Origin of the sequence: Paenibacillus sp. M2, from assembly GCF_046713495.1 — a bacterium.
Taxonomy (GTDB): Bacteria; Bacillota; Bacilli; order Paenibacillales; family Paenibacillaceae; genus Paenibacillus; species Paenibacillus amylolyticus_B.
The window spans coordinates 7,015,590-7,038,584 of sequence record NZ_CP169648.1; the positions used below are offsets into that span (position 1 = coordinate 7,015,590).

Here is a 22,995-nt window from a genome sequence, read left to right on the forward strand (position 1 = left end):
TCCCCTTTGAGAAAAGAGAATCCAAAAAATCTGGGGATAACAGCGATTGGAAGGTTGTTCTGTCATCGTAGTGTCAGTGTGAACAATCTTTAGTTCAGTTTATATAGTATATAAGAGAAGAATGAGAATTTTATGAGAGCGGCCCGTTCTGAACGGATATTGGCAAAATAATCGAAGCCTCGGTGCCTTCACCCTCGGTGCTGGTCAGTTCGATTCGTGCTCCAACTGCTCCTGCAAGCTCTTTGGCAAGTGACAACCCCAGACCCGAACCGCTTGCGCCCAAGCTGCGTGTTCTGGCCGGATCAACCCGGTAGAATCGGTCAAACACCTTCTTCAGCTCGTCCTCCCGTATACCAATCCCGGTATCCACAATCCGAATTCGGCACTCTTGTCCCTCCGCTTCCAGCCTGACTTCAATTGCATCTTCACTATACTTCCGGGCATTATCCAGCAAAATAAACAACAGTTGCTTCAGCTTGCTCTCATCGCTGATTGCCCAGATTGGACCTGGATCGACACACCGGACTTCGCGGTGGTAGGCTTCGCGAAACGCACGTGTGGATTCTGTTGCCAGTCTCGTGATATCCACTCGCTCCAACTGTACATTCCATTGCTCTGGCTGCTTCGCAAGCAGTAAAAGTTGCTCGGTCATCTCCCGCATACGAACCGATTCGGACAGAATCGCTTCTACCGCTTCATCAAATACCTCGGGTCGCTCTTTTCCTCGCCGCTGTAGCAGACTGGCGTAGCTCTCAATAATGGTCAGCGGCGTTTTGAGTTCATGAGATGCATCCGATACAAATCGTTCCTGACGTTCAAAGTTGGATTCGAGCAGATCCATCATCCGGTTAAACGTCTGTCCCATCGTTTTCAGTTCATCCTTCGACCCTTCCTCCAGTGAAAGACGCTTGAATTGGCCGCTGGACTGTATATCAGTCATCGTACGTGTCATCTGCTGAATCGGTCTGGTCATCCGGTTCGCGAGAATTCGGCTGGAGATAATGGCTGGAATGAGAGCAATAATCGTGACTGCCACAAGCACGGTACGCAGTACAGACAGACGATTCTCCGTTTCTGCTATGCTCTCGGTGACCTGTACATTCACCACCTCACCATCAGGCCAGATGACCGGGACTGATACCCACACATACCCAATCTGTTCCACTTGGGTATACTCCGATTTCTTCTCACTTTCGTACTTATAGGGCAGCTTGCTCAGCTGCTCGGAGGCTGATGTTGTCGTCACCGGGGAACTGGTGCCGTCTTCATTAACAATCCGAAGCATGCCGTTCACAGGCGCGTAGGCCCGCAGCAAGTCATCCGGCGGAATGGAGCCGGCAGACTGACGTACTCCTTTGACAATAGACTCCGCTTCCGCTTCCACCCGATTAACCTCGTTATCAATCGACATTCGTTCAAACACGATATAGACGGAAAGGTTCACCGCGATTAACAGCACAGCAAATAATACAGACGAATATCCGTAGATTTTACTGCGCAGACTCATGACTGTTCCTTCAGGACATAACCTACGCCCCGTACGGTATGTATTAAGGGCGGTGTGAATCCGTTATCCACCTTTTTGCGCACATAACGGATGTACACATCCACCACATTGGTATCTCCATAATAATCGTATCCCCACACGGCCTGCACAATCTGGTCACGACTGAGCACCTGACGTTGATTCTGCAACAGATACACAAGCAAGTCGAACTCACGTGGAGTAAGCTCAATGGCTACACCATCTCGAGATACCTCTCGCGTTCCTTCATTTAGTTTCAACCCGGCTGCCGTCAACCAGCCCGCCTCAGCTTCATCCTGATGCCCAGAAGAGTCATTTCCCGTATCAGCAGTTGTAGACGAAGAAGCAGAAGAAACAACAGACGCCACTGCACTAAGCCGTAAAGCCGCCCGAACTCGGGCAAGCAGCTCTTCAATCTGGAACGGCTTAGTGATGTAGTCATTGGCTCCGAGATCCAGACCGGATACTTTGTCTTCCACGGAATCTTTGGCGGTGAGCATGATGATCGGGACCGTAGCATCTTTGGCCCGAACTCGCCGCAACACTTCAATTCCACTCAGACCAGGCAACATCACATCAAGCAGAATCAGATCCCACTGTCCTTCTGCATACTTCTCCAGTCCTTCTGTTCCACTACCCGCCTTGCCTACCTGATATCCCTCATACTGTAATTCCAGTTCCAGCAGACGTGCTATTTTGGGCTCATCCTCTATGACCAGCACGGCTTCGTTCATGCAGAGCTCCCCCTCATCCCCATCATTTCATTCTCCCGTTATCTTACAATAACATCTACAATTTGCCCAAGGCATCTTCAACCGGATGCTCCCCGGCAATCAGATCAAAGGCCATTCGGTACGTCTTCTCTTCCTGCAAAGAAGCCACAATTACACGGGCCACATCTTCACGCGGGATACTTCCCGGCTCCAGATCGGTTCCTACTGCAATCTTGCCCGTACCCGGTTCATTCTTCAGACCACCTGGGCGAATAATCGTGTAATTGAGATCACTTGCAAACAATGCACGATCCGCGTAATGCTTAGCCACGTAATAAGGCTTGATGGACTCTGACCATTTCTCCCGTTGATCTGCGCCATACGCACTGACCAGAATATATCTGGAGATTCCTTGCTGCTCTGCGGCTTCCATCGTTTTCACCGCACCGTCGAGATCAATCAGCAGTGTTTTGTCCTGACCGGTAGATCCGCCAGAACCTGCAGTAAACACAATGGCATTATGATCCTTCATGGCTTCAGCCAAGTCCTCCACACTACCCTCCAGGTCACCGATTATCACATCTGCACCGAGTTCCTTCAGTGCATCCGCCTGCTCCGGTTTACGGATCATGGCCGTTACTTTATGTTTGCTTTCCTGTGCCAGCTGCTCCACCACCAACTTGCCGATTTGTCCATTTGCTCCTATAACTAAAACGTTCATACGTCATTTCTCCTCTCAGTTGAACGGATGGCTTGATGCGGCTCCCCCGTTCCTTTTATTTAAAGATGCTCATCCTATAATTTAAACGAAAGCCGGCGCTTCTAAGCGCCGGCTTCATGTTCATGCCCGTTCAGTACATCTATGAAATGTGTGTCATTCGTTGTCCCCATTAATATGCCATATCCCCTAGGTGGTTTATACGCGACCTCACATTGACCGCTTCTGCCATACCTTTTTCACATCTGAATATCTGTGATTCCTTGCCATCGGGACAACTAAAAAAGACGCCCAAAAGGGCGCCCTTGAATAGCATTTAAGATTAGTAAGCCAGTGCGAACAAACCGTGAATATGAGCCAGGTAACGGATGTTACTTGCTTCTTTCATCATGGTTGCAGGCAGACCTTTCAGACGAGTCTGGTTGCCACCGATCATGCCGACAGCATCTTTACGACCCAGACTTCCCAGCGTACCGGAGAATACTGGTGTGAAGGATTCCATTGCGCCACCTTTGAACATAACACCCAAGTTGTGACCAATAGTCTCACCCATTTGCCAAGCCAATTGTGCTGTTGGAGGGTATGGGCGAGCGCCTTCGCTAGGGAAGACCACTGCGCTGTCACCAGCAACAAACACGTCTTTGTGAGAAGTAGATTGCAGAACTTCCGTAACTTTCGCACGGCCACGATCCACTTCAATTCCGCTGTTAGCAACAACCGCGTTGCCTTGTACGCCACCTGTCCATACGAGTGTGTTCGTAGGGATGGAACTGCCGTCTTTCAGCAGAACTTCGTTTTCTTTCATCTCGGTAATCGCTACGCCAACGATGAAGTTAACGCCACGTTTCTCAAGACTTGCTTTCGCACGGTCAACCAGCTCTGGCGGGAATCCTGCCAGGATGGAAGGACCTGCTTCAACGGTGTACAGGGATACTTCTTTGAAGTCGATGCCTTTTTCTTGACATACTGCAGGAAGCAGGTCAGCGAATTCGCCAACAAGCTCAATACCTGTCAAGCCGCCGCCACCAATAACAAACGTAGCGTCTGCTTTGTTGCCGGACTGTTTGTAAGCATCAAGACGTGCTTCAACGTGTGCACGAATACGGTTTGCATCGCTAACCGATTTGAGCGTGAAGCTGTACTCTTGCAATCCCGGAATTCCGAAGAATGCCGTTTCGCTGCCCAAGGCAACAACAAGTGCATCGTAAGAGTATGTGGAGCCGCTGGTCATCAGAACTTTTTTCTCGTCCGGCTTGATTGTATCCACCGTATCGATTTTCAAGTTCACGTTTTTGCCACGCAGCAATTTTTCAAGTGGAAGAGCAACAGCTTGTTCAGCAATGCTTCCCGCTGCAAGACGGTGCAGTTCCGTGATAATTTGGTGTGTAGGGTAACGGTTAACGACAGTAATTGTCGCTTCTTCCGGAGACAAGTATTGACGTGCAGTCAATGCAGTCAACAGACCGCCGTATCCTCCACCCAAGATCAAAATTTGCTTCGACATATCCATCCTCCGTTCTTCTAAGTCTTAACGTTTCGGTTGTTGACGCTCGTTCAGGATGCTCAGGAAAGATTGAGCAAAACGAAGCGATTGTTGTACGTTTGGATCTTTAAGCATTTTCAGCATAGCGAACAAGCCAACTGAAGTTTGCTCTGTTTGCGCACGGTCATTGGCTTCGATGGCAGCAGAAGCTACCCCTTTAGCTTTGTCTACAACAGGCTTAGCGAACTCGCCCATTGCGCTCATTGTGTCGCTGATCAGAACCTTGTCTGTTGCTACACTTTGTGCAAAGTCATAAGCTTTCGTCATAGCAGTAACCATTTCAGCCAATTTAGGCAGGTTCTCCACCAGAACGGTTAAAGACTCCTGTACCTCAGGCTTCATCAGTTGATCCAGAACGTCCAAGGACTGGCGCTCGGAAACGTTGGCACCTTCTGTAACTGGCACCTCTTGTTGAGTAGGCGATTGTGACATAAGAGAAAGTCCTCCTTTACTTTGGGATAGAAGTCCGCGACTTTCATGATGCCTGTCAAGCAGAGCCGAACCACAAAATACATCGAATACATCTAAATGTACCAAATTTCACACAATAGGATGAGCGTAGCTCAGGGCCACTCCCATATCATGCATTGTATCTTGGATCTATTGCGGACAACATGTGTTGACGCACAAAACGACAAGCAGGCCGAAACCGAACTCTATACCCCTATATTACACCTCTTACACATGAACATGAAAAAGAAATTTTTTACACTTGTGAAGATATTGTGAACATTGTAACAAAATCGATCTTTTTGTCAACCCATGAAGACAGACTAAATCCGCCGATCCTCCTGTCCAAGATCCGTATTCCTACCACATGTGGTATTAAGACAAGATCACATATGACCAGATGTGCGATATGTACACAAGGAAGGATTCGTTTATCCAAAATTTCAGGAATTGTTTTCCAATATCTCGATAATCATGCAACGAAATTGGTCACTGTCGTTATTATGCAGCGATGAGCGCAGCCTTATTCCATCATGGAGACATCTTTTCTATTTCAAGTATGAACCTCTTGCGTCACGAATGCAAAAAAGACAGAAAGAAGGCCTGACGTATCGCCCTGCCTCCTGATATTTGTTTCCGCTGTTTGCCCAATCTGATCGTTACAATTAGGTCACACCATAACTATTTCTGGGGAATGCTGATCCATTCCTTCAAGCAACGCTTTTATTACAACGACAGCGGCTCGCTCCAATTCCTCCACTTCCAGAAGTATCGAGATAGCCTGATCAGCATGAAGCTTCTCATTAGGTAGTCCTCCATCTGGAAAAGGAAATAATTCCACGAGTGTATTTAACTTTTGGGACATGTTTCGATATAACTCTTCTGCCTGAAGACAGAATGGAATTAAACTGGAATAGCAGGCATTCGAAGCCCACTTTAGAGAAACTTCTTTGAAAAACTCACTTGCATAACGTCTTGCATCCCACAAAACCGCAATGTTATAGGCGTGACCGTTTGGTTCTACCCTTCTGTATTCTAGGGCTTCTCTCCAGACTGCATAGGCAGCCACACCACTGACTGTGTTCGGCAAGGTATACGGGTCCTCTCCACGATAATGAGCCAACACAGCTGTCAGTGCCCCGTGCAAGTTCATTTCTCGTATCATGCCATCCGATTCCGCTGCCAGTACAAATACTTCCTGATTCACACCCCGGCCTACATGATCATAGGGAATTGTTCCTGATTTAATGAAATCGGTACCGTATAGGGTCCGGGCTGCATCATCATAACCATAGATCAACCCGAATTCGGGAATATTCAGGTCCCACACAACGGCCGGAATTCCCCGATGAATCGCGTAACGTATCAGGGAGAGGGCCTGGACAAGTCTTGGATTAAGCAACCTTTTCCCTTTCGCTTTCTCCTCTAGCATCAAAGGATCGACCAGATTGGCATTGAGACCCGCTTCGCTCGCCAAAGCCTCAACTGCATGGGAACGATAACCCATATGTTGCAATCCTCTTGTAAGCACCTCTTTGAAGTTATAGGCGGTAGGTCCAGCGATATGTATGTCCTGAGGCAGGATGGTCAGACGAAAAGAAAGTCCACTCATCCCCATAACCATGGGGAGAGATGGAGATGGACCGATATAACCTAACATCTCGTGAATGGACGCTGCTGCCGAGTTCCAGGTTTGGGGAGCACGAAACGAAAGGGGTTCCTCCAGAGTCACTCGGTTTTGCCCGAGTGAATTCCACTCTGCCAGCATTTCCTCTACAGATAAATGAATATGAAGCTGAGACACTTTTTTACGTGAACGGGACAGAATTTGATACACATTGGCAATTGTCAGATTGAATTTGCAGGCCATTTCTTGCGCTGACAGCTGCTCCATCCAATATGATGTGAAGACCTGTTGTTCTCTTTCATTCAGACAAGCCAACAGCCTGTGGAGATTGTTCCTCATTTCCTGCTGAGCAACAGCTTGATACGGATCATAGCCTGTCTCCTGCGATGTCCGATTCGAGTCATTCAAAAGATGATTCAGCGTGATGTCGAGCGAGTCTTGATCGCTCCATGAGGCATCATCGGCTCCAAATCCAAATGCAAAGAATGAAGAAAAATGTTCTTCCCGCAGCTGCTTTTGGCGCTGCATATGTGAGTATGCCTGATTACGCACAATGCGCTGCATCCAGGCCATAAAACGCTCAGCATTCTGAAGCTGTCCCATATGAATGAACGCACGAATAAGCCCATCTTGTAAAATGTCTTCTGCGAGATAAGAATCATACGTAAGTGCTCGCACATAACGAAACAATTGCCCACGGTAACGGTAAATCAACTCTCCAAAGGCCTCTGTATCCCCCGTTTGGGCTCGTTGGATAAGCGCGATATCCGGCTCCTTTTGCCGATCCTCTAATATCTCATCTTCCCCTGGCCTGATATGGCGATTGTTAGTTAATCCATCCATGTATATCTCCCTTTCTTATAGCGCCGCTTCACTTTCATTACTCCATCTTCAAAATAGAAGCTTCGATCATGGCTTCCGTCTCCGCGAGTGCCACCATGATTGTCGCAGCAGCCTCCCAGTTCCGAGAGACAAGACGGGATTGGCATTCCCCGAATTGGCGGGATTGTGCGTATTTCAAAGCAGAAAGGTCAGGATGGATTGTTTTAAAAAACAAACCATAATCATGGGCACGACGTGCGCCTACTGGCAGAGCAAAATACACATAATGAGCCCACTCATTACCATCGATTGCTCCAGTACGAACCTGTTCCGCCTTATGCAGAATGGCTGAAGCTCCGGTTCGTCCTTCCTGTGCAGCAATATCATGGGTCTGTTCTGTAAGGATTGATTTGAACCAAGTAAAAGCCCGGCGGTTAATCTCCTCCAGATCAGGATGTTCAATGCGTTCAGGACTCCACCATCGTCGATACACACCACTACTCCATGGGAATTCAGACTTCCATGCTTCCTCAAGTTTATCCAGTGTCAGGAGTACATTGGGGAATCCCGCTGGGTCATGCAGGCATATTTCATCGCCCCTCATATTGAGCGCAACTACATAATGATCGCTACCACCCAGGTTGGGAGAGTTGGGATTGTAAACGAGTTTGCCCATATCCAGCGGACCCATCATTACAGGGCCCTGCTTCAAAGCCTCTCTTAGCTCGTCTACAGGCATCTCTGTACCCCGTGCTTGCACACTTTCGCACACCCTAAATCCCAGAATGCTCATCGCCTTGCTGATGGCCAGATCAGGACTGGATGTACAGTTATCAAAAAAAAGCATATCTTCCTGCGTTCGAAAGGCCCCTAGTGAAAAGCCACCGATGGTTTCGAGCAGACCGGGATCTATCTTTTCTCCAACGGACGACAGCAGCATTGAAGCTGAATTGGCGTAGCAATACGCACCATTTCCAATATAATTGCTCATATCATAACATCCTCTCATTCCTTTAATGAAGCACGCGATTAAGCAATGCCTATACTTATACTGACTCTTCGTACAGATCATTTCTGACAGAATATCCAGAACAAATTTCTGACCGCCCTGAAATAATGAACGTTTAGAATCCGGACATCCCGGTTAATAAGGACTACACCAGACAACGAAGGAGATGTTCGATATGAGTAATTCAACTGGCGATAAAATCAAAGCAGGCGTAAACAAGGCCAAAGGCGAAGTGAAGGATCAGATCGGTAATGCAACCAATAACAGATCCCTTCAGGCTGAGGGTAAAAAAGACAAAGCCAAAGGTGCTGTACAGGATAAAATTGCCGACATTAAAAAAGATCACTAGATCCTTTTGATGTAAAACTCAGAAAGCACGAAGATTTCGTGCAATAGATCGTTTTAAAATAGCCTGACCGTCCGTGTTCGGAAGCTATCCGAAAATGAGACGGAGGCGCAAAAAAGCCAAGGAAGGTGTTACTCAATACACCCTTCCCTGGCTTTTTTTGTGCATTTTATACTGCTGGAACTGCGTATCTTGCCATATCGATAATGAAACTGCGCGTTTCCCTTGTTGTATGGTATTCACGGCTGAACTGTCTGACCCATTCGGGATGTTCCCGATACCAACGGAAAGTTTTTTCCAATCCCTTTTCCAACGTGGTTTGCGGTAACCATCCCAATTCCGCTCGCAATCTGCCTGAGTGCACGACCAGACTCGACCCTCTGGACTGGGTTGGTTCTTGCTCCCGGATCTCTACAGCAGCTACGGATCGATCCATTGGTTTCAATATCTCCCCGATCTCCTGCATGGTTGTTCCAAGCCCTGTCGATATGTTGTAGACCTGTCCGTCTTTGCCTTTCAGCATAATCTGTTCAATGGCCCGGAGGGCATCATCCACATACAAGAAATCACGCACTGCCGATCCCTGAATATCCAGAGGCAGTCCGTCCAACATCCGACCAAAATTTCGGGGAATAATACGGTCTGGTAATTGCCAGGGTCCATAGAGGTTGGTCAAACGAAAGAGTTTGACTGGAAGCTGGTAACATTGAGCGTAGGAGTGAGCCAGCATTTCACAGGCAACTTTGGATGCGGAATAAGGAGAGACGGGTGCATACGGATCTGATTCATGATAGACTCTGCCCCAATCACCGCCATACACTTCAACGGATGAAGCCAGCAAGACTGGAATGTGATGTTCCGTAGCATATTGCAGGATGGCCTGTGTGCTGAGTGTATTATTGCGGAAAACTTCCCCTGGCTGATGATACGAATAATCCACGTGTGGCATGGCCGCCAGATGAATGATGTAATCTGTTCCTGGAGGTAGATGAATCCGGTCCGATGCAAGGTTACAACAGATGAACGGCATCTCATGCAGAGGAGAGATATGAACCAGCCTCTGACAATAATCATCCCGATCCAGAAGGGTAATTCGATGCCCCTTTTGCGCCAAATACTGTGAAAGATTAAATCCCACAAATCCAGAAGCCCCTGTAATAACAATGTTCACACACGATTCCCCCTTGCGATTTATACAACGAGTGCATTGAAGAGAGTTTATGTACTGAGTATAACCTTAAAATGATACATTTTGTATCATTTTACAATTGTTTTTTGTTCGTCCTTGAGGTTATCGGGTAATTTATAGTGAGGTGATGTGAGATGAATGAACGAAAAAAGGACATAGAGACGTTATTCCTTCAGGATGACGGTGTAATTCCCAATCATCCGACCCTGCCTGTGCTTTTGTATAAAAACGTATGGGCTGAAGAGGCTTTTCATGCAGAATCGTTGCTGAACCGTCATGGATGGGGAAATAGCTGGTTGAATGGTGTGTTCAATTATCATCATTATCATAGTAATGCTCATGAAGCTCTTGCTGTGGTGAGTGGATTCGTGAAACTGATTCTAGGCGGAGGACATGGGCAGAAAGTTTATCTTCAAACAGGCGACGTTGTCGTGCTTCCTGCCGGGACAGGGCATAAACGTCTGGAGGCCAGTACTGATTTTCGTATTGCCGGTGCTTACCCGGGCGGCATGAGTTACAACACACGCACAGGTGAGGAAAACGATCGTGCCAAGGCTCTTCAGGAAATCCGAGAGGTTCCGATCCCGGATACCGATCCTGTCTATGGTCAGGATGGGCCACTCATGGAAATTTGGAATGGGAAGAATTCATAACCGATATGAAGAAAATGAAGAAAAGAATACTATTGGACCATGCACAGTTGAAGTTGGTTCAGTTTTTAACGAGAAACAAATAGACTGTTCCCCGGAAATGTAGGAGTTATCCACCGGTGGAACAGTCTATTTAAGTGGGAATTATAAACATCTGGTATCGGAGAAACTTCGTGATAACCTTCCTGATTGCGGAAGGAAATGCCCAGATCTTTTTTCAAACTATTCGATCACGTATCTTGATTTCTATCCGTACGTTTCAGCCTTAGGCCTTTCAGCGTTCGGCAGGCCGAACACTGTAATACCTCATTGCAAGTGGCTTTCCATCCATCTCAAGTCGGCCTTTCAGCACCAGTTGTCGTAGACGGTACTCCACGAACGCATCACCTATATGCTGGCTGCTCGTCCCAATCACTTCGCCCACAATACGAGCTGCTCGGATATACTTTCCTGGCTCCCAGTTCGGTGCCAGTTCCCTTACCTTCTGCATAATGTACTCGTCCAACGCATCTTCAGGTAGACTTCGAATCTCACCATTCTCCATCATACGCAATAGTCCGGGCTGTACCGAAAGTTCCAGCCAATCCTGTTCCAGTTGGAGGCGTTCTTGCTTGGACAGCGGCTCTTGCCCAGAGCAGACTTGCCACATCGCCAGAAGCTTTTCCGGAAGAATCTCGCCTGTGTGGAGCACATCATATTGAACATCAGGTCTATTGAATAATTGCTGATATAAGCCGCTCGTTTCGATCAGATATATTGGACTCTTACTGCTGCGCAATAGATGCATCGCATAGAGCAGTCCCGTCTTCTCACGTGCATTATTCGAATACCAGATGATGATTGACGTCTTGGAATCAATAGACTGCATTGTGGAGTTAAGCTCATATATTGATTCAAGCTCATGCATGGCATAAGCCTCGCGGTCACTGAGACACATTCGTTCGGTCAGCCAAAGATGCCTGCGCTGCAAATCTGCACGATGGGCCAGATCACCTAACGGACCCACAGCATAATCATCATCCATAGAGAAAAAGCTCCGCTTTTCCTGATTAGGTAACGTGCTCATTCCCATTTTCAGACTACTCAGAGGTGATTCTCCAAACGTAATATGAATTTCATTTGGCTTGTCGACCTCGGCGAGAGCTTGTTGTTCCAGACGCCCCAAATCAAACGGGGTATCCATATTCCTAAACAGTGACTGTACCGCGTCCGCAAAATCCACCTTTTCGCCTTGCTCTTCCTGCCGCTTGACCACCTGTGCTGATTTCATATAAAGCACACGCAGTGCTGAACGAAGTTCATTCTCATTCATGCGATTCAACCATCGACTGAAAGCAAAGATATCATCAATCATGCTGATCCTCCTTCAAGCTAACGTCAATATTGACAGAAACTATATCTGAACACTGATATTCCTTTGTTTATGAGGAAATCGATTTTCCCGCTGGTTGATTCAGATCATGTAGATCTTCACTATCTAACGATGACCGGGTAAAATGTCGCTCCAGTTTGCGGCTTGCCCACAGAGATACCGCAATGAACAGTAATACACCTACCCAGCGTACAGGGTGCTCCAGAAATTGTTCCACATTGGAACCGATATACGTCACAGAGAAAATCATGATCGCTTTACCACAGCCCACTGCCAGCAGGAAGGATAACAATCGCATTCGCGCGATACCTGCCGCCACATTAATAATGACAAATGGACCTACCGGGAAGATACTCAGCAGAAAAACATAACTGAATGCATTCCTTCGAATCCACACCATGCTGCGTTGCACACGAGGTTTGCGTGCCCATCGTTCCACAAAAGCGGATTTCCCAATCTCCCGTACGATCAGGAATGTAACAGTGCAACCGAGGACCATGCCGATCCATGAATATAAAAACCCTGCCCACAGACCGTATACCGCGCCGTTTACACCCACAATCAACAGCGTTGGAAGCGGCGGTACAAATGATTTCATAAACGTAAGCAAAATTCCCGGTAACGGGCCCAGGGAGCGAAACTTCTCCAGCCAGAAACGAATATTTTCTTCCGTAATATATGACATAATATCCAATGCTGCTGGGGTCATCTGCATCCATCCAATCTATACAGTCTATGTTCTTAGGCTTGATGTTCACTATACATTTCATCATTCAACTGAATGATGAAGCTTCTTACGTAACTCCCTCCCAGTATAACGTACATCTTCGATGAACACCGTTGTCAATTTGAAGAAATTTATTGCACAGTGAACTGACTTCCCACCAAAATCTAAATGAAATCCAAAAAGCACACCCCGACCCTCTTGTGGTCTTGGTGTGCTCTTCATATTAAAACCCGATTTCATCTTCGGGAGTATATCATCCTCATTCCAGCTGCGCTTCCTGCATTGCGAGTTCAATCAATTCTGCCTGATGGGCAGCATTCCATTCGGGAATCCCGGAACGCATGAACTCTTCAGCATCCATTGCCGCTTTGGACTGGTTGCAGAGATTGCAGGCGCAGACACAGTTAAGTGGGGTGGTATGCCCACCTTTGGCACGCGGCAGCAGATGGTCGATTGTGTCCCCATACGATCCACAGAAGTAACAGGTGTAGTGATCCCGCGTCAGAATATACCGCTTGAAATCCTTGTTGCTGAACAATCGGCGAATCGTGTACCGATTGACCACCACAGCAGCTTTTTCCTTCACCAGTGTGACCGCGAGTTCCATGTCCACTTCCTGATGCCAGCGACGTCCCTTGTCCGTTTTGCCGCGCATCCGTACCATGCCTTGCCGGTTGGTCCGGAGCGAAGCCGGATCTTCCGGGTCGATGGCTACCGGAGCCGACGGGGTCTGGCGGCGGGGACGGCCATCCGTGCCAGCTCCGTGGCTGCGGCTGGCATGCGCGGGTCGCTGCCCGGATGCACCGCGGGCAGCGTCTTCGCCGTTCGCCTTGGGCGCACGCTCCTTGCGCGCCTGGCGCGACTTGGACCCTGGCGAGCCAGGCTGGCGCACGGGCGCAGGAGGCCCTGCCTCCGCAGCAGCCCCCGGCGCTTGCCCAGGCTCGCGCCCGGTGGCGGCAGGCTGTGCCTCCGCCGCCGTAGGTGCAACGACCGTGGTGGCATCGCCACGGTCGCTCAGTGCCGGCGCATGGGCCTCAGCAGCGATGCTGCGGGCCTGCCCTGCGCCGGGCGCGAGCGCGGCAGCACGCTTGCGGCGCCGCTTGCGCTTGCGTTTGGCTGCGGTCGGTTGATCCGCAGCCATGGGCTCTGCTGCCGGGCCTTGCGGCTCAGCAGGCAGCAGAGCTTGGTGGGCCGCCGCAGCTTGTTCGGCGGCCTGCACTGCAGCGGCTGCGCGCGCGCCAGCCCGCTGTGCAGTGCCTTTTTCATTCGCAGCAGCATGCCCCTGCGAATGCCCTTCTTCCCCACGCCAGTGCTCACCTGGCTGTGGCTCATCTCCTACCTCACCCGCGGAGCCATCCTGCTCCAGACTCGTCTCTCTCAGTTCATTTCCCGTTATGCTCTCCGATCGGTTGCTCTTCCTCCGTCTTCTCCTCTTCTTCCGTATACCCGAAGAAGAGGGGGGCGAAGTCACCAACTCAGCGCGTTCATCGTCATTCGAAGAACTTGAGTCTACTGACGATTGAGACACCAGACTTCTGTCAGACTCAGACACCGTAGCAGCTCCATGCTCCATACCGTGGGAGGTACGACCTGCCTCATTTCTCGCAGATGCAGAGGGTCTGGCAGTAACAGCACGTGTCTCCAAGCCATCCCTTTGACGCTCCATCCGTTCATTCGTTCGTCCGACGCTTGAACCTGACTCGTGATCAGCAGCCTGTCCACCAAGCTGGCGACAGCTGCGGCAGGCTCCCCGCCTGGCTCCGGGACCTGCCCGCTTTCCGGTTCTGCGCCGGAATTCGGACATCGGCCGCTGTTGTCCGCAATACATACACGTTTTGCTCAGTCGCGCTTCTTGTTCCGTCTTTCCTTGCCGGAAAGGGGCTGGACCCGTCTCCATGTTGTCACCTCGGTTCCGTATGAATCCGGTTTCTTTCTATTGTATCACATCTGCTCGCGAACACCCTCATGGCCAAAGGCCTGATAATCTTTCGAGTTGTACTCCTGTATCTGTTCACTGCATTCGTGAAGAATGTGTTCCACATATTCCAATATATCCTGCATCGGTCTCCCGCATTTTTCGCATGTTGTCATGTTATTCACCTTAATCCTGTTATCCATAATGTATTATCGTTCCGCCTTATGATTACCCCTCAACCATGAAAAAGAAACACTCGTTCCCCACATTACACATATCTGCATACATCAAAAAAACCGCTTCCTGCTCTCCCCTAAGGTCGACCAAGAAACGGTTCATTATTCCTGTGTTGGAAATACATCTTATCAAACGTCCAGTTGGCCCGATTTCTGTTGTGGGACCAGTCGCGGTTTCGGTTTTGGCAGATTGCCAAAGATGACCCATGCATAGGGAACGAACCTTGCCGTCAATCCAACGACAATCCACGAAGCGATCAGAGCTACACCGAATCCTCCCGCATACCACAAATGCACTAACCAAGAGACTCCTGTTTGCGGTGGAAATTCACGATACACCAGCAGGAAGAAGGGGTGGATCAGATAGATGCCAAAAGACAATGCCCCAAGCCGATTCAGCGGCTTGACGATGAGTGACGGCCCTTTGCGATAGAGCAGATAGGCAATTTGGATAAGCACCAGCGCGCAAGCAAAGGTATGCACATTCCAGAAGAATTCATACCACAGTGTGTTATACGTTGCGATCTTCAGACGCAGCAGATAATAGATATACACATGGCCAAGTCCGGCAATGATCCACACCGCCCAGAGCAGAATCCATGAAGCTACGCGCCCTTTGGTTGCATTGGCCCGACTGATGACAAACCATTGCTTGATTTTAGGGAAATACACCCCGATAAAAGCACCCAGCATGAAATAGGAAAAATACGAGAAAGCCCAGCTTCCCTTGTTGGGTACCTGGAATCCATATTTATTACTTACGATGAATGCCCATTGAATCATTAGTCCAATCGGAACAGACCATTTCACCACAGAAGGATATTTCTTAAGCAACCATAACACCAATGGGAATAACAGATAAAATTGCATGTTAATAAACACAAAGTACAGATGTGTATAGGCCTTACCTGTAAACAATTTCGTGATAAAACTTACTGCCGATTCGCCGAAAGGTCGGCCCTGATAATGCGTGAAATGCAGCAACACAAAATACATTAATGAAAACAGGAAATACGGAAGCAATATATACACGAATCTTTTCTTGTAAAAATTACTTACGAGTTTCTTATCCAGCGGACGGGAATAATAGTTATAGAACAGTACAAAACTGCTCATAAAAATAAAGGTTGGCGTACCATATTTCATAAAGATATTAATAAAGTTGTACAGCCAGTAGTAGCCTGAACCCGTCATGTCCACCGTCGCATAGGACGTGGAATGCACGCACAGTACGCCGATAATTGCCATGGCACGCACCAGATTCAGCTCTGGGATTCGCTCTCTTTTCAGTGTTTCACTCATGTTTACGTTTCTCCTTAATGTGTTCGTCAATATGTCAGATATGACTTAATACAATAAAGCTCTCTATCTATTAAAAGCCATAATGCTTAAGATGGATAGTCCATTTTCTTAACAATTCCTAAATTTCCAACACATTTCACACTATTTTCATGTCTATATATGTAAAAAAGACCGCGAGTACGCGGTCTGTGGAACATCCTGCTCTCAACCAAATGAATATTGGATCAACCGGATGAGAATGGTAAATTTGGGTTGGGACATGATCACACCCCTGACTGAGTCTACTTCCCACGACTGGCCAGAATCCGTTTGTACACCTCAATTGCTGCCTGTCTCGATGCCTTCAGATCAACAATGGCATCCTTGCGTGGCTGATGAATGTCTTTGCTGTGCAAATCTTTCAACTCGGGTAACCACTTGCGAATATAATCGCCTTGCGGATCATATTTCTCGGACTGCGTTACCGGGTTGTTCACCCGAAAATACGGAGCCGCATTCTCCCCAAGCGAGGCACACCATAGCCAATTACCACGGTTCTGAATGTTATCATAGTCACTCAGCTTGCGCCTGAAATAGGCTTCACCCAAGGTAAACGGACATTGCAGGTTTTTGGTGAGAAACATCGCCGTGAGAATCCGCAACCGGTTCGGCATATGACCGGTTTCATTCAGTTCCGTCATCGCTGCATCAATAATCGGAATGCCTGTCTCCGCCTTGCACCACCGTTCAAAATGATCGTCATGGAGGGACGAGAGATCGTACACCTTTTCATATGTAAAATAGTGACTCTCATAGACCGCCCGATACAGATAGAAGTCGCGGAAACACAGCTGCCTGATCCACTCTCCAGCTTCCGCCGTGCGATTCGCGGCATCGTACATTTTGCGGATAGACACGGCTCCAACCGCTACATACGAACTGAGATGGCTCGGCTCGTAAGCCTCATATTCATCTCGATGATCCCCATATTCAGCAATTCGATCCGATAAGAATTCATCCAACAGCAGATGCGGGTCCTCGTCATTCGAACCACTGCCCTCCAGCAACTCCGGAGGTACCCTCATCGCATCCGGCCATTCAATCGGACGATCATTCACCTTCAACTCGGCAACGGTTGTTGCCGAAGGAGGATTGGGATGTTCATTCATGAATTCCACCCACCGCCGATGGAAAGCCGCAAATACCTTATAAGGCTCCGACTTGCCCGTGAAATTGGCAAATCCATTCAGATCCATCAGCAGATGATCCGTCAGTTGTGTGAACGAAACCTCGTGCACCTCACTGACTTTGCGTATGGCCCTATCCCGCTCGATTGCATATGGCGTCATGTCCCGATGGACCACAATCTCGTCAATCTCACCTTTGAATTCGTTCAGGATGAATTCAACCACTTCAGCCGGTTTGCCGTAAGCAACATGCAGTTTTCGTTTGGCTTCAAGATACTGCCTGCCTAATTCCGCTGCGTGCTGCCTGAAATTCACACCGCTGTGTTCCTTCTCTCGGCCTTGCCGCAGGAGGAATGAATCATAGATGAGAATATGCACACTCTCTTCTTGGTGTTCCCGCAAATAGTCGAATGCGGCCAGATCATCCGTACGCAAGTCTTTGCGGTGTATGAATAGCTTCATGCCCCACCCTCCTGTCTGATCTTACGTCTATTTATCCGTCAGGCTCTGATATAACCTGCTTGTTTCCGGCTCTGGCTGATGTCCCAGATCCTCATTTAATGTCAATGTAAATGAATGATACAAACGAAGTATGCCTTGCTGATCATCCATGGATGCATACACTTCCATCATGAGTCGGCAGATCTCTTCCGAATAAGGCTCCCGTTCCTGCAATATCGTTAATTGCTCAATCGCTTCCTTGCAACGCCCATGCTCCATGTCCCATCTCGCGATATCCATAACCAGCGCTGTATACTTGCGTCTGAGTTCCCTTGCTTTGGCCTGTGCCCAACGATAATCATGCTCTTCCAGATAATCGCCACGATAAAGCGGAATCATATGCTTCAAGTCACCAATATTGTCTGATGTGATGACGTTGTAGACCATGGCTTTTTCAAATTGATCCACATCACTTACCAGATTGCCTGATAACAGACGATAACGGTTCATATTGTACTCCAGCTTGCCTGTCATGTTCCATTCCTTAAAAAGCTTTCGAATCTGGTACACGGAAGTATGTAGATGGGTTAATCCCTTTTCCTGGGAAACATCACCCCATAGCTTATCCAGCAGAATCTCCTTGCTTACCCATTCTTCCCTGTGATGAAACAAAAAAGCAAACAATTCCTGTGATTTGGTTGTGCGCCACTTATGTTTCTTGGCACCCTGATCCAAACTTCTGTAGATATCCAGATGTTTGAACGTTAGCAGCCCCGGAACTTCAGTATCCAACTCCCCAGGTACGGGTTCCGATCCCTGTACCTCGGCGGTGGCTGCAACTTGGGAATGATGCGACATTATGCCCGCGATTCGATCAACGGTTTTGGCCAATCGGGTCGAGCTTACCGGTTTCAGTACATAATCCAGTGCATGCAGTTCAAATGCTTCCACTGCATGGTCCGCATAAGCCGTAACAAAGATAATACGAATACTCTGATCCAATTGCTGTATATATTCAGCCGCTTCCAGGCCATTCATCTCCGGCATTCCAATGTCCAAAAATACAACATCTACACGTTCCTTTGCCAGAAAATGCAGACCATCACGAGCTGTCGAAAAACATTGCACGGGTGTAATTCGTCCGTCCGTTCGTAGTAGTCGCTCCAGATGAAGCTGCGCTGGCTTCTCATCATCGATCACAATGGCTCTCACCGTTCTTTCAGCCTCCTGCCATGAAAGATTCAATTAGAATGCCGATTTTATCGGCATCCGCTTATTAGGGCGTGTCTCAAAACTCGCTGAAGTGCATCTTTTACCGCCTTTTCGCCCCCTGCTGCGTCACTTTCCCTTGACGTGCCCCGGCACGCCTGCATAAAACTTCCTGGCTTGGAACGAAAATTCGGCAAAATCTGCTTCCTTCGGAGTTTTCAGACACCCCCTAGTCTGTTAACCATAATTGCTTAACTCGGCACACTATTTGGCATAATCCACCTTTTGCACAGGGATGCGGAACCGAATCTGTGTGCCTTTACCCACATGGCTATGAATCTCCAGTCCCTGACCATAGAGGGACATCAGGCGACGGTTTATATTTTGCAGCCCGACACCTCCAGGACCTTCGGTGTTCCCAGACTTGACCTGAGCCATACGCTCGGGAGGGATACCCACACCATCATCCTGAACCTGTACAACCACATGCTCACTCTCTTTGAAAATCCTAAGATGAACTGTCCCGCCGGCTGCCCGCTCCATCACGCCGTGTCGAATGGCATTCTCCACAAGTGGCTGGATACTTAGAGGTGGCAGATAGAGCTGCACATCCGGTTCCACCTCATATTCAATCACCAGTCTTTCCTCAAATCTGGCCTGTTCCAGATGCACATACGATTCCACCAATTCCAGCTCTTTGGTCAAAGGAACAAGCCGCTCCCTGTTCTGGAAGTCAAAACTTCCGCGCAGGTAATGACTGAGTTCAATCAGCAGATCGGTTGCTTTGTCCGGATTCACTGCACAGGTCGCGATAATGACATTGAGTGCATTATATAGGAAGTGAGGCTTGATCTGGGCCTGCAAAAAGGCCATTTCGGTCCGGATAGCTTCCTGCACCGAACTCCGCATTTCAATTAACGTCCGAACTCTGGCTCGCAATTCACCAGCATCCACCGGTTTGCTCAGAAAGTCATTGGCTCCCGCCTGAAATCCGTGTTTGATATCCTCAGGCAACCCTCGGGCAGTGAGCATCAGAATCGGCAACTCAGACAAGGAACTGTGCTCGCGCAACTTGCGACATAACTCAAGCCCGGACATCTTAGGCATCATCCAGTCCGTAATAACAAGATCAATGGACGGGAATTCTTCACGGAGTTTCAATGCAGTGGGCCCGCTGTCCGCTGCAATCACACGATACCGTTCCGTCGATAACAGGTTAAGCAAAACCTGTCGATTGACGGGATCATCGTCTACAATCAGAATCGTGTGCTCGGATTCTGCAAGATCTTCCTGCTCATCTGACTCTCTTGTCACAAACTCCTTTGCCCCCGCCCCCTGTGCAGCAACATATCGTGCCACAGTTGGTTTCGAATGAGATTGCAGCAGAGGCAACTTCATCACAGGCAGGGTGAAATGAAAGGTCGAACCTTGCCCCGGCTCCGATTCAACCCAGATCCCACCACCGCCAAGTTCAACGAGTTTTCGCGTAATACTCAGACCCAGTCCGGTTCCATGATTCAATCGCTCAATCGTGCCGTTACTCTGCTCATACGCCTGGAAGATATCCTCCTGTTTGTCCAAGGCAATACCTACCCCTGTATCAGCGACTGATACCTTCACCCAATCGCCTTCAACACTAGCGTACAATCGAATCTCACCCTGCTCAGTATACTTATAGGCGTTACCCAGCAAGTTATACAGAACTTGCCTTAGGCGATCTTCGTCTGCCTCAACAAGTGGCAAGGACTGGGGCCATTGTTGAATCAATATAACCGGCTTGTCTTCAAACGTGAAACCCGAGACTTCAACCACAGTACGAGCAACGGATTCCAGATCAACAGCTACCCGTTTCAACTCAATTTCACTATTTTTTAATTTGGCAAAATCCAAAATGTCGTTAACCAGCAGTGACAGGCGCTTGCCGGTTGAAGTAATCATGGACAGATTTTTGGCTTGCTTGGGCGTAACTGCTCCGGCAGCCCCTTCCAGCATCGATTGCGCAATATTAATAATGCCGTGCAGGGGAGTTCGCAGCTCATGCGACGTGTTCGCCATGAACTCGTCCTTGAGGCTGTCAATGGCAAGTAATCGCTCCGACAGGGCTTCCACGTCCCGGAATGATTGTGCGAAACGGATTGCGGTCACAATCATCTGGGCAATTACAAATAATAAAAGTTCAATCAGCGCGAAGAATGCTGTGTCTACGGCAGTAAACGCACCAATCGTGTGTAGCACAACAACCATGAGTATGCTCATCATGCTCACCAGTGCAAAATGGCTGTCATTGGGACGCCCTTTTAACCAATAGAACATGGCTCGCAGTGAATAGAACATGACAACAAGCGAGATCAGCAGCATAGGAATCTCAAAAGTCGAGAAAAGCGTCGGAGGAAGCGTTAGACCCACAATGGTTTGGGCAACGATTAGCACGACAGCCAATCGAACAAACCACTGATGAACCGCTCCCGGTACACGGGCATCCATATACCGAAGTAAAAAGTAATACGCAAAGGCTGAACTAAGGAGTTGAATCCGAAGCATCTCATTATTGGTCAGGAACGGTACAAACGTTCCCAGTAACTTCTCCCCATGGGTCAGAGCGTATACCGCACCAGAAAGGCTGAATAATCCGAGGAAACGAAGCTCCCTCTCCGTACGCCTTAATCTGAACAGAAGTAGAAAAAAGGCGGCTGGCAAGATAAAACCAAATAAGGTCATCAGATCCTTGAGCCAATCTTGTTGCTGGCTTTTCAGAATACTATGCTCGTCTCCAAACAAAATGGGCGCCACAATGCCCCCGGAAGAATAACTATAGTTCGATACCTGAATGATAATGTCAGCCGTGTTGCCATCAATGGACGTGAATCCCGTAAAGGGCAGATTTAATTGTAAATCTGTTCCCGGTGTCATTCCTGGCAGGCCTTTGCCGCCAATCTCTTTACCATCAATAAATACCCGGTGTGCCATGCGTATATTCCGCGTGCGTATACCATAATCGTTTTTCGTCGTTCGGGGTGTAAGCTGGACTTGCAAATGATAGGTCCCATACCCATGCGCTTGCCCCAGAGATTGGTTCCATCGGGCCGGAACCTGAGTACCAGACGAAGCAGGCAATGGCTTACGGCCAGATACACTCGCTTCAATATCTGCCGGGCTCAGCAACTGACCGGGGTAGAAATCCCAGTCTCCCTTTAAAGACGCTGCACCCATACGATCAAAGTTCCATTGGGTCAGGTCAATTTTTCCATCCATAGCCTGGGGATTACCACGCTCGTTAATTAACGTCTGGGCAATCCAGCCTAGCGGAACAATGACAATACATATGAAGCTTATGGTCAGCATAATCCAGTGTTTTCTCATCTATGTATTCCTTCCATCCACAATGGCGAGAGACGTCTAATTTTGTCGATTTATCACTAAAATTCATGTTACACGTTTCTGGTGCTCACGGAAATAGTTTCCGTATCATAATCGGTCAAATTCGTTATAATTTGAAGGATCTCTATCTGTTTTCGCCAGCTCTTGGTACACCAAGAAACCCCAGGCCGAATTTCACCGGAATGAACGGGCGAAATTGCCTGGGGTTGATTGAATGAAGATTTATTTAACAACTTGGGCAAGCTTCTGAACGATTCCGGCCCATCCCTGTTCCATACGTTCGCGTACGATGGCGTGGGCCTGTCCAAACTCAGTCAGTTTATCCGCATCCCAACCGCTGTGAATCAGTGTGAAATCCGTACCTTCGGGCTGTTCATTCAGTTGGAACGTCAACGTCCAGTCCTTACCCCAGCGGAATGACAGCTTGTGCAGCGGAAGAACTTCCGTCACCTGACATGGTGATTGGCCGAAGGGGCCTGCTTCCAATATAAACTCATGACCCTCCACAGGTTCCAGATTGCCCGGCATGAACCATGCACCCAATCCTTGCGCTGTCGAGACCATCTCCCACACCTTCTCTACAGGTGCATGAAGCAATAGTTCCTCCCGGATATCCGGTAATGCACTTGATGATGATTCCAATCGTATCGCCTCCTT

General features: G+C 48.5%; 19 protein-coding genes. 2 read left to right on the forward strand and 17 right to left on the reverse strand.

Going from position 1 to position 22,995, the window contains the following annotated elements; genetic code table 11:
* Positions 1-130: 130 nt before the first annotated feature.
* The 7 genes from ACETMN_RS31890 to ACETMN_RS31920 form a co-directional block, all read right to left on the reverse strand.
* Positions 131-1,507 (reverse strand): ATP-binding protein, encoded by a 1,377-nt coding sequence (locus tag ACETMN_RS31890; protein WP_411735556.1) that lies wholly within the window; start codon positions 1,505-1,507, stop codon positions 131-133.
* Entirely contained in the window at positions 1,504-2,259 is a 756-nt protein-coding gene (locus ACETMN_RS31895) for a response regulator transcription factor (protein WP_411735557.1), read from the reverse strand. The genes ACETMN_RS31890 and ACETMN_RS31895 overlap by 4 nt, the downstream gene beginning before the upstream one ends.
* Positions 2,260-2,314: 55 nt before the next feature.
* Positions 2,315-2,959 carry an SDR family oxidoreductase gene (locus ACETMN_RS31900; RefSeq protein WP_411735558.1) on the reverse strand — a complete coding sequence of 215 codons (645 nt, stop codon included), beginning with the start codon at positions 2,957-2,959 and terminating at the stop codon, positions 2,315-2,317.
* Positions 2,960-3,278: 319 nt separating this feature from the next.
* Positions 3,279-4,460, reverse strand: coding sequence for an NAD(P)/FAD-dependent oxidoreductase (locus tag ACETMN_RS31905; protein ID WP_091012527.1), 1,182 nt, complete (start codon positions 4,458-4,460; stop codon positions 3,279-3,281).
* A 24-nt stretch (positions 4,461-4,484) separates the two neighbouring features.
* Entirely contained in the window at positions 4,485-4,931 is a 447-nt protein-coding gene (locus ACETMN_RS31910) for a DUF1641 domain-containing protein (protein ID WP_017691658.1), read from the reverse strand.
* 688 nt (positions 4,932-5,619) lie between these two features.
* On the reverse strand, positions 5,620-7,419 hold the full coding sequence (locus ACETMN_RS31915; RefSeq protein ID WP_341074140.1) for a sigma-70 family RNA polymerase sigma factor: 1,800 nt from the start codon (positions 7,417-7,419) through the stop codon (positions 5,620-5,622).
* Between the two features lie 37 nt (positions 7,420-7,456).
* Positions 7,457-8,389 (reverse strand): hypothetical protein, encoded by a 933-nt coding sequence (locus tag ACETMN_RS31920; protein ID WP_091012522.1) that lies wholly within the window; start codon positions 8,387-8,389, stop codon positions 7,457-7,459.
* 193 nt (positions 8,390-8,582) lie between these two features.
* Here ACETMN_RS31920 and ACETMN_RS31925 point away from each other — a divergent pair, with 193 nt between their 5' ends.
* Entirely contained in the window at positions 8,583-8,756 is a 174-nt protein-coding gene (locus tag ACETMN_RS31925; protein WP_091012520.1) for a CsbD family protein, read from the forward strand.
* 166 nt (positions 8,757-8,922) lie between these two features.
* Here the strand turns inward: ACETMN_RS31925 and ACETMN_RS31930 are convergent, their stop codons facing one another.
* On the reverse strand, positions 8,923-9,924 hold the full coding sequence (locus ACETMN_RS31930; protein WP_192135223.1) for an NAD-dependent epimerase/dehydratase family protein: 1,002 nt from the start codon (positions 9,922-9,924) through the stop codon (positions 8,923-8,925).
* 152 nt (positions 9,925-10,076) lie between these two features.
* On the opposite strand from ACETMN_RS31930, the gene ACETMN_RS31935 reads away from it, so the two are divergent.
* Entirely contained in the window at positions 10,077-10,595 is a 519-nt protein-coding gene (locus ACETMN_RS31935; protein ID WP_341074141.1) for a cupin domain-containing protein, read from the forward strand.
* Between the two features lie 271 nt (positions 10,596-10,866).
* Here ACETMN_RS31935 and ACETMN_RS31940 read toward each other — a convergent pair whose 3' ends face one another.
* The 9 genes from ACETMN_RS31940 to ACETMN_RS31980 all read right to left on the reverse strand — a co-directional run bounded on the left by ACETMN_RS31940 (position 10,867) and on the right by ACETMN_RS31980 (position 22,980).
* Positions 10,867-11,946 (reverse strand): DUF1835 domain-containing protein, encoded by a 1,080-nt coding sequence (locus ACETMN_RS31940; RefSeq protein ID WP_341074142.1) that lies wholly within the window; start codon positions 11,944-11,946, stop codon positions 10,867-10,869.
* A 67-nt stretch (positions 11,947-12,013) separates the two neighbouring features.
* Entirely contained in the window at positions 12,014-12,649 is a 636-nt protein-coding gene (locus ACETMN_RS31945) for a TVP38/TMEM64 family protein (protein ID WP_341074145.1), read from the reverse strand.
* Positions 12,650-12,950: 301 nt separating this feature from the next.
* Positions 12,951-14,588, reverse strand: coding sequence for an HNH endonuclease (locus ACETMN_RS31950; protein WP_411735559.1), 1,638 nt, complete (start codon positions 14,586-14,588; stop codon positions 12,951-12,953).
* 44 nt (positions 14,589-14,632) lie between these two features.
* The gene (locus ACETMN_RS31955) at positions 14,633-14,809 is read right to left on the reverse strand and encodes a hypothetical protein (protein ID WP_206759586.1); all 177 of its coding nucleotides are present in this window, start codon (positions 14,807-14,809) and stop codon (positions 14,633-14,635) included.
* Between the two features lie 162 nt (positions 14,810-14,971).
* Entirely contained in the window at positions 14,972-16,144 is a 1,173-nt protein-coding gene (locus ACETMN_RS31960; RefSeq protein WP_091012514.1) for an acyltransferase, read from the reverse strand.
* Positions 16,145-16,425: 281 nt separating this feature from the next.
* Positions 16,426-17,772: a cryptochrome/photolyase family protein gene (locus tag ACETMN_RS31965; RefSeq protein ID WP_091012512.1), complete on the reverse strand. Its 1,347-nt coding sequence runs from the start codon at positions 17,770-17,772 to the stop codon at positions 16,426-16,428.
* Positions 17,773-17,799: 27 nt separating this feature from the next.
* Entirely contained in the window at positions 17,800-18,963 is a 1,164-nt protein-coding gene (locus tag ACETMN_RS31970) for a response regulator (RefSeq protein WP_411735560.1), read from the reverse strand.
* 261 nt (positions 18,964-19,224) lie between these two features.
* Positions 19,225-22,320, reverse strand: a complete 3,096-nt coding sequence (locus ACETMN_RS31975) for an ATP-binding protein (protein WP_091012508.1) — start codon at positions 22,318-22,320, stop codon at positions 19,225-19,227.
* A gap of 240 nt (positions 22,321-22,560) precedes the next feature.
* Entirely contained in the window at positions 22,561-22,980 is a 420-nt protein-coding gene (locus ACETMN_RS31980) for an SRPBCC family protein (RefSeq protein ID WP_197997899.1), read from the reverse strand.
* Between the last annotated feature and the right edge of the window lie 15 nt (positions 22,981-22,995).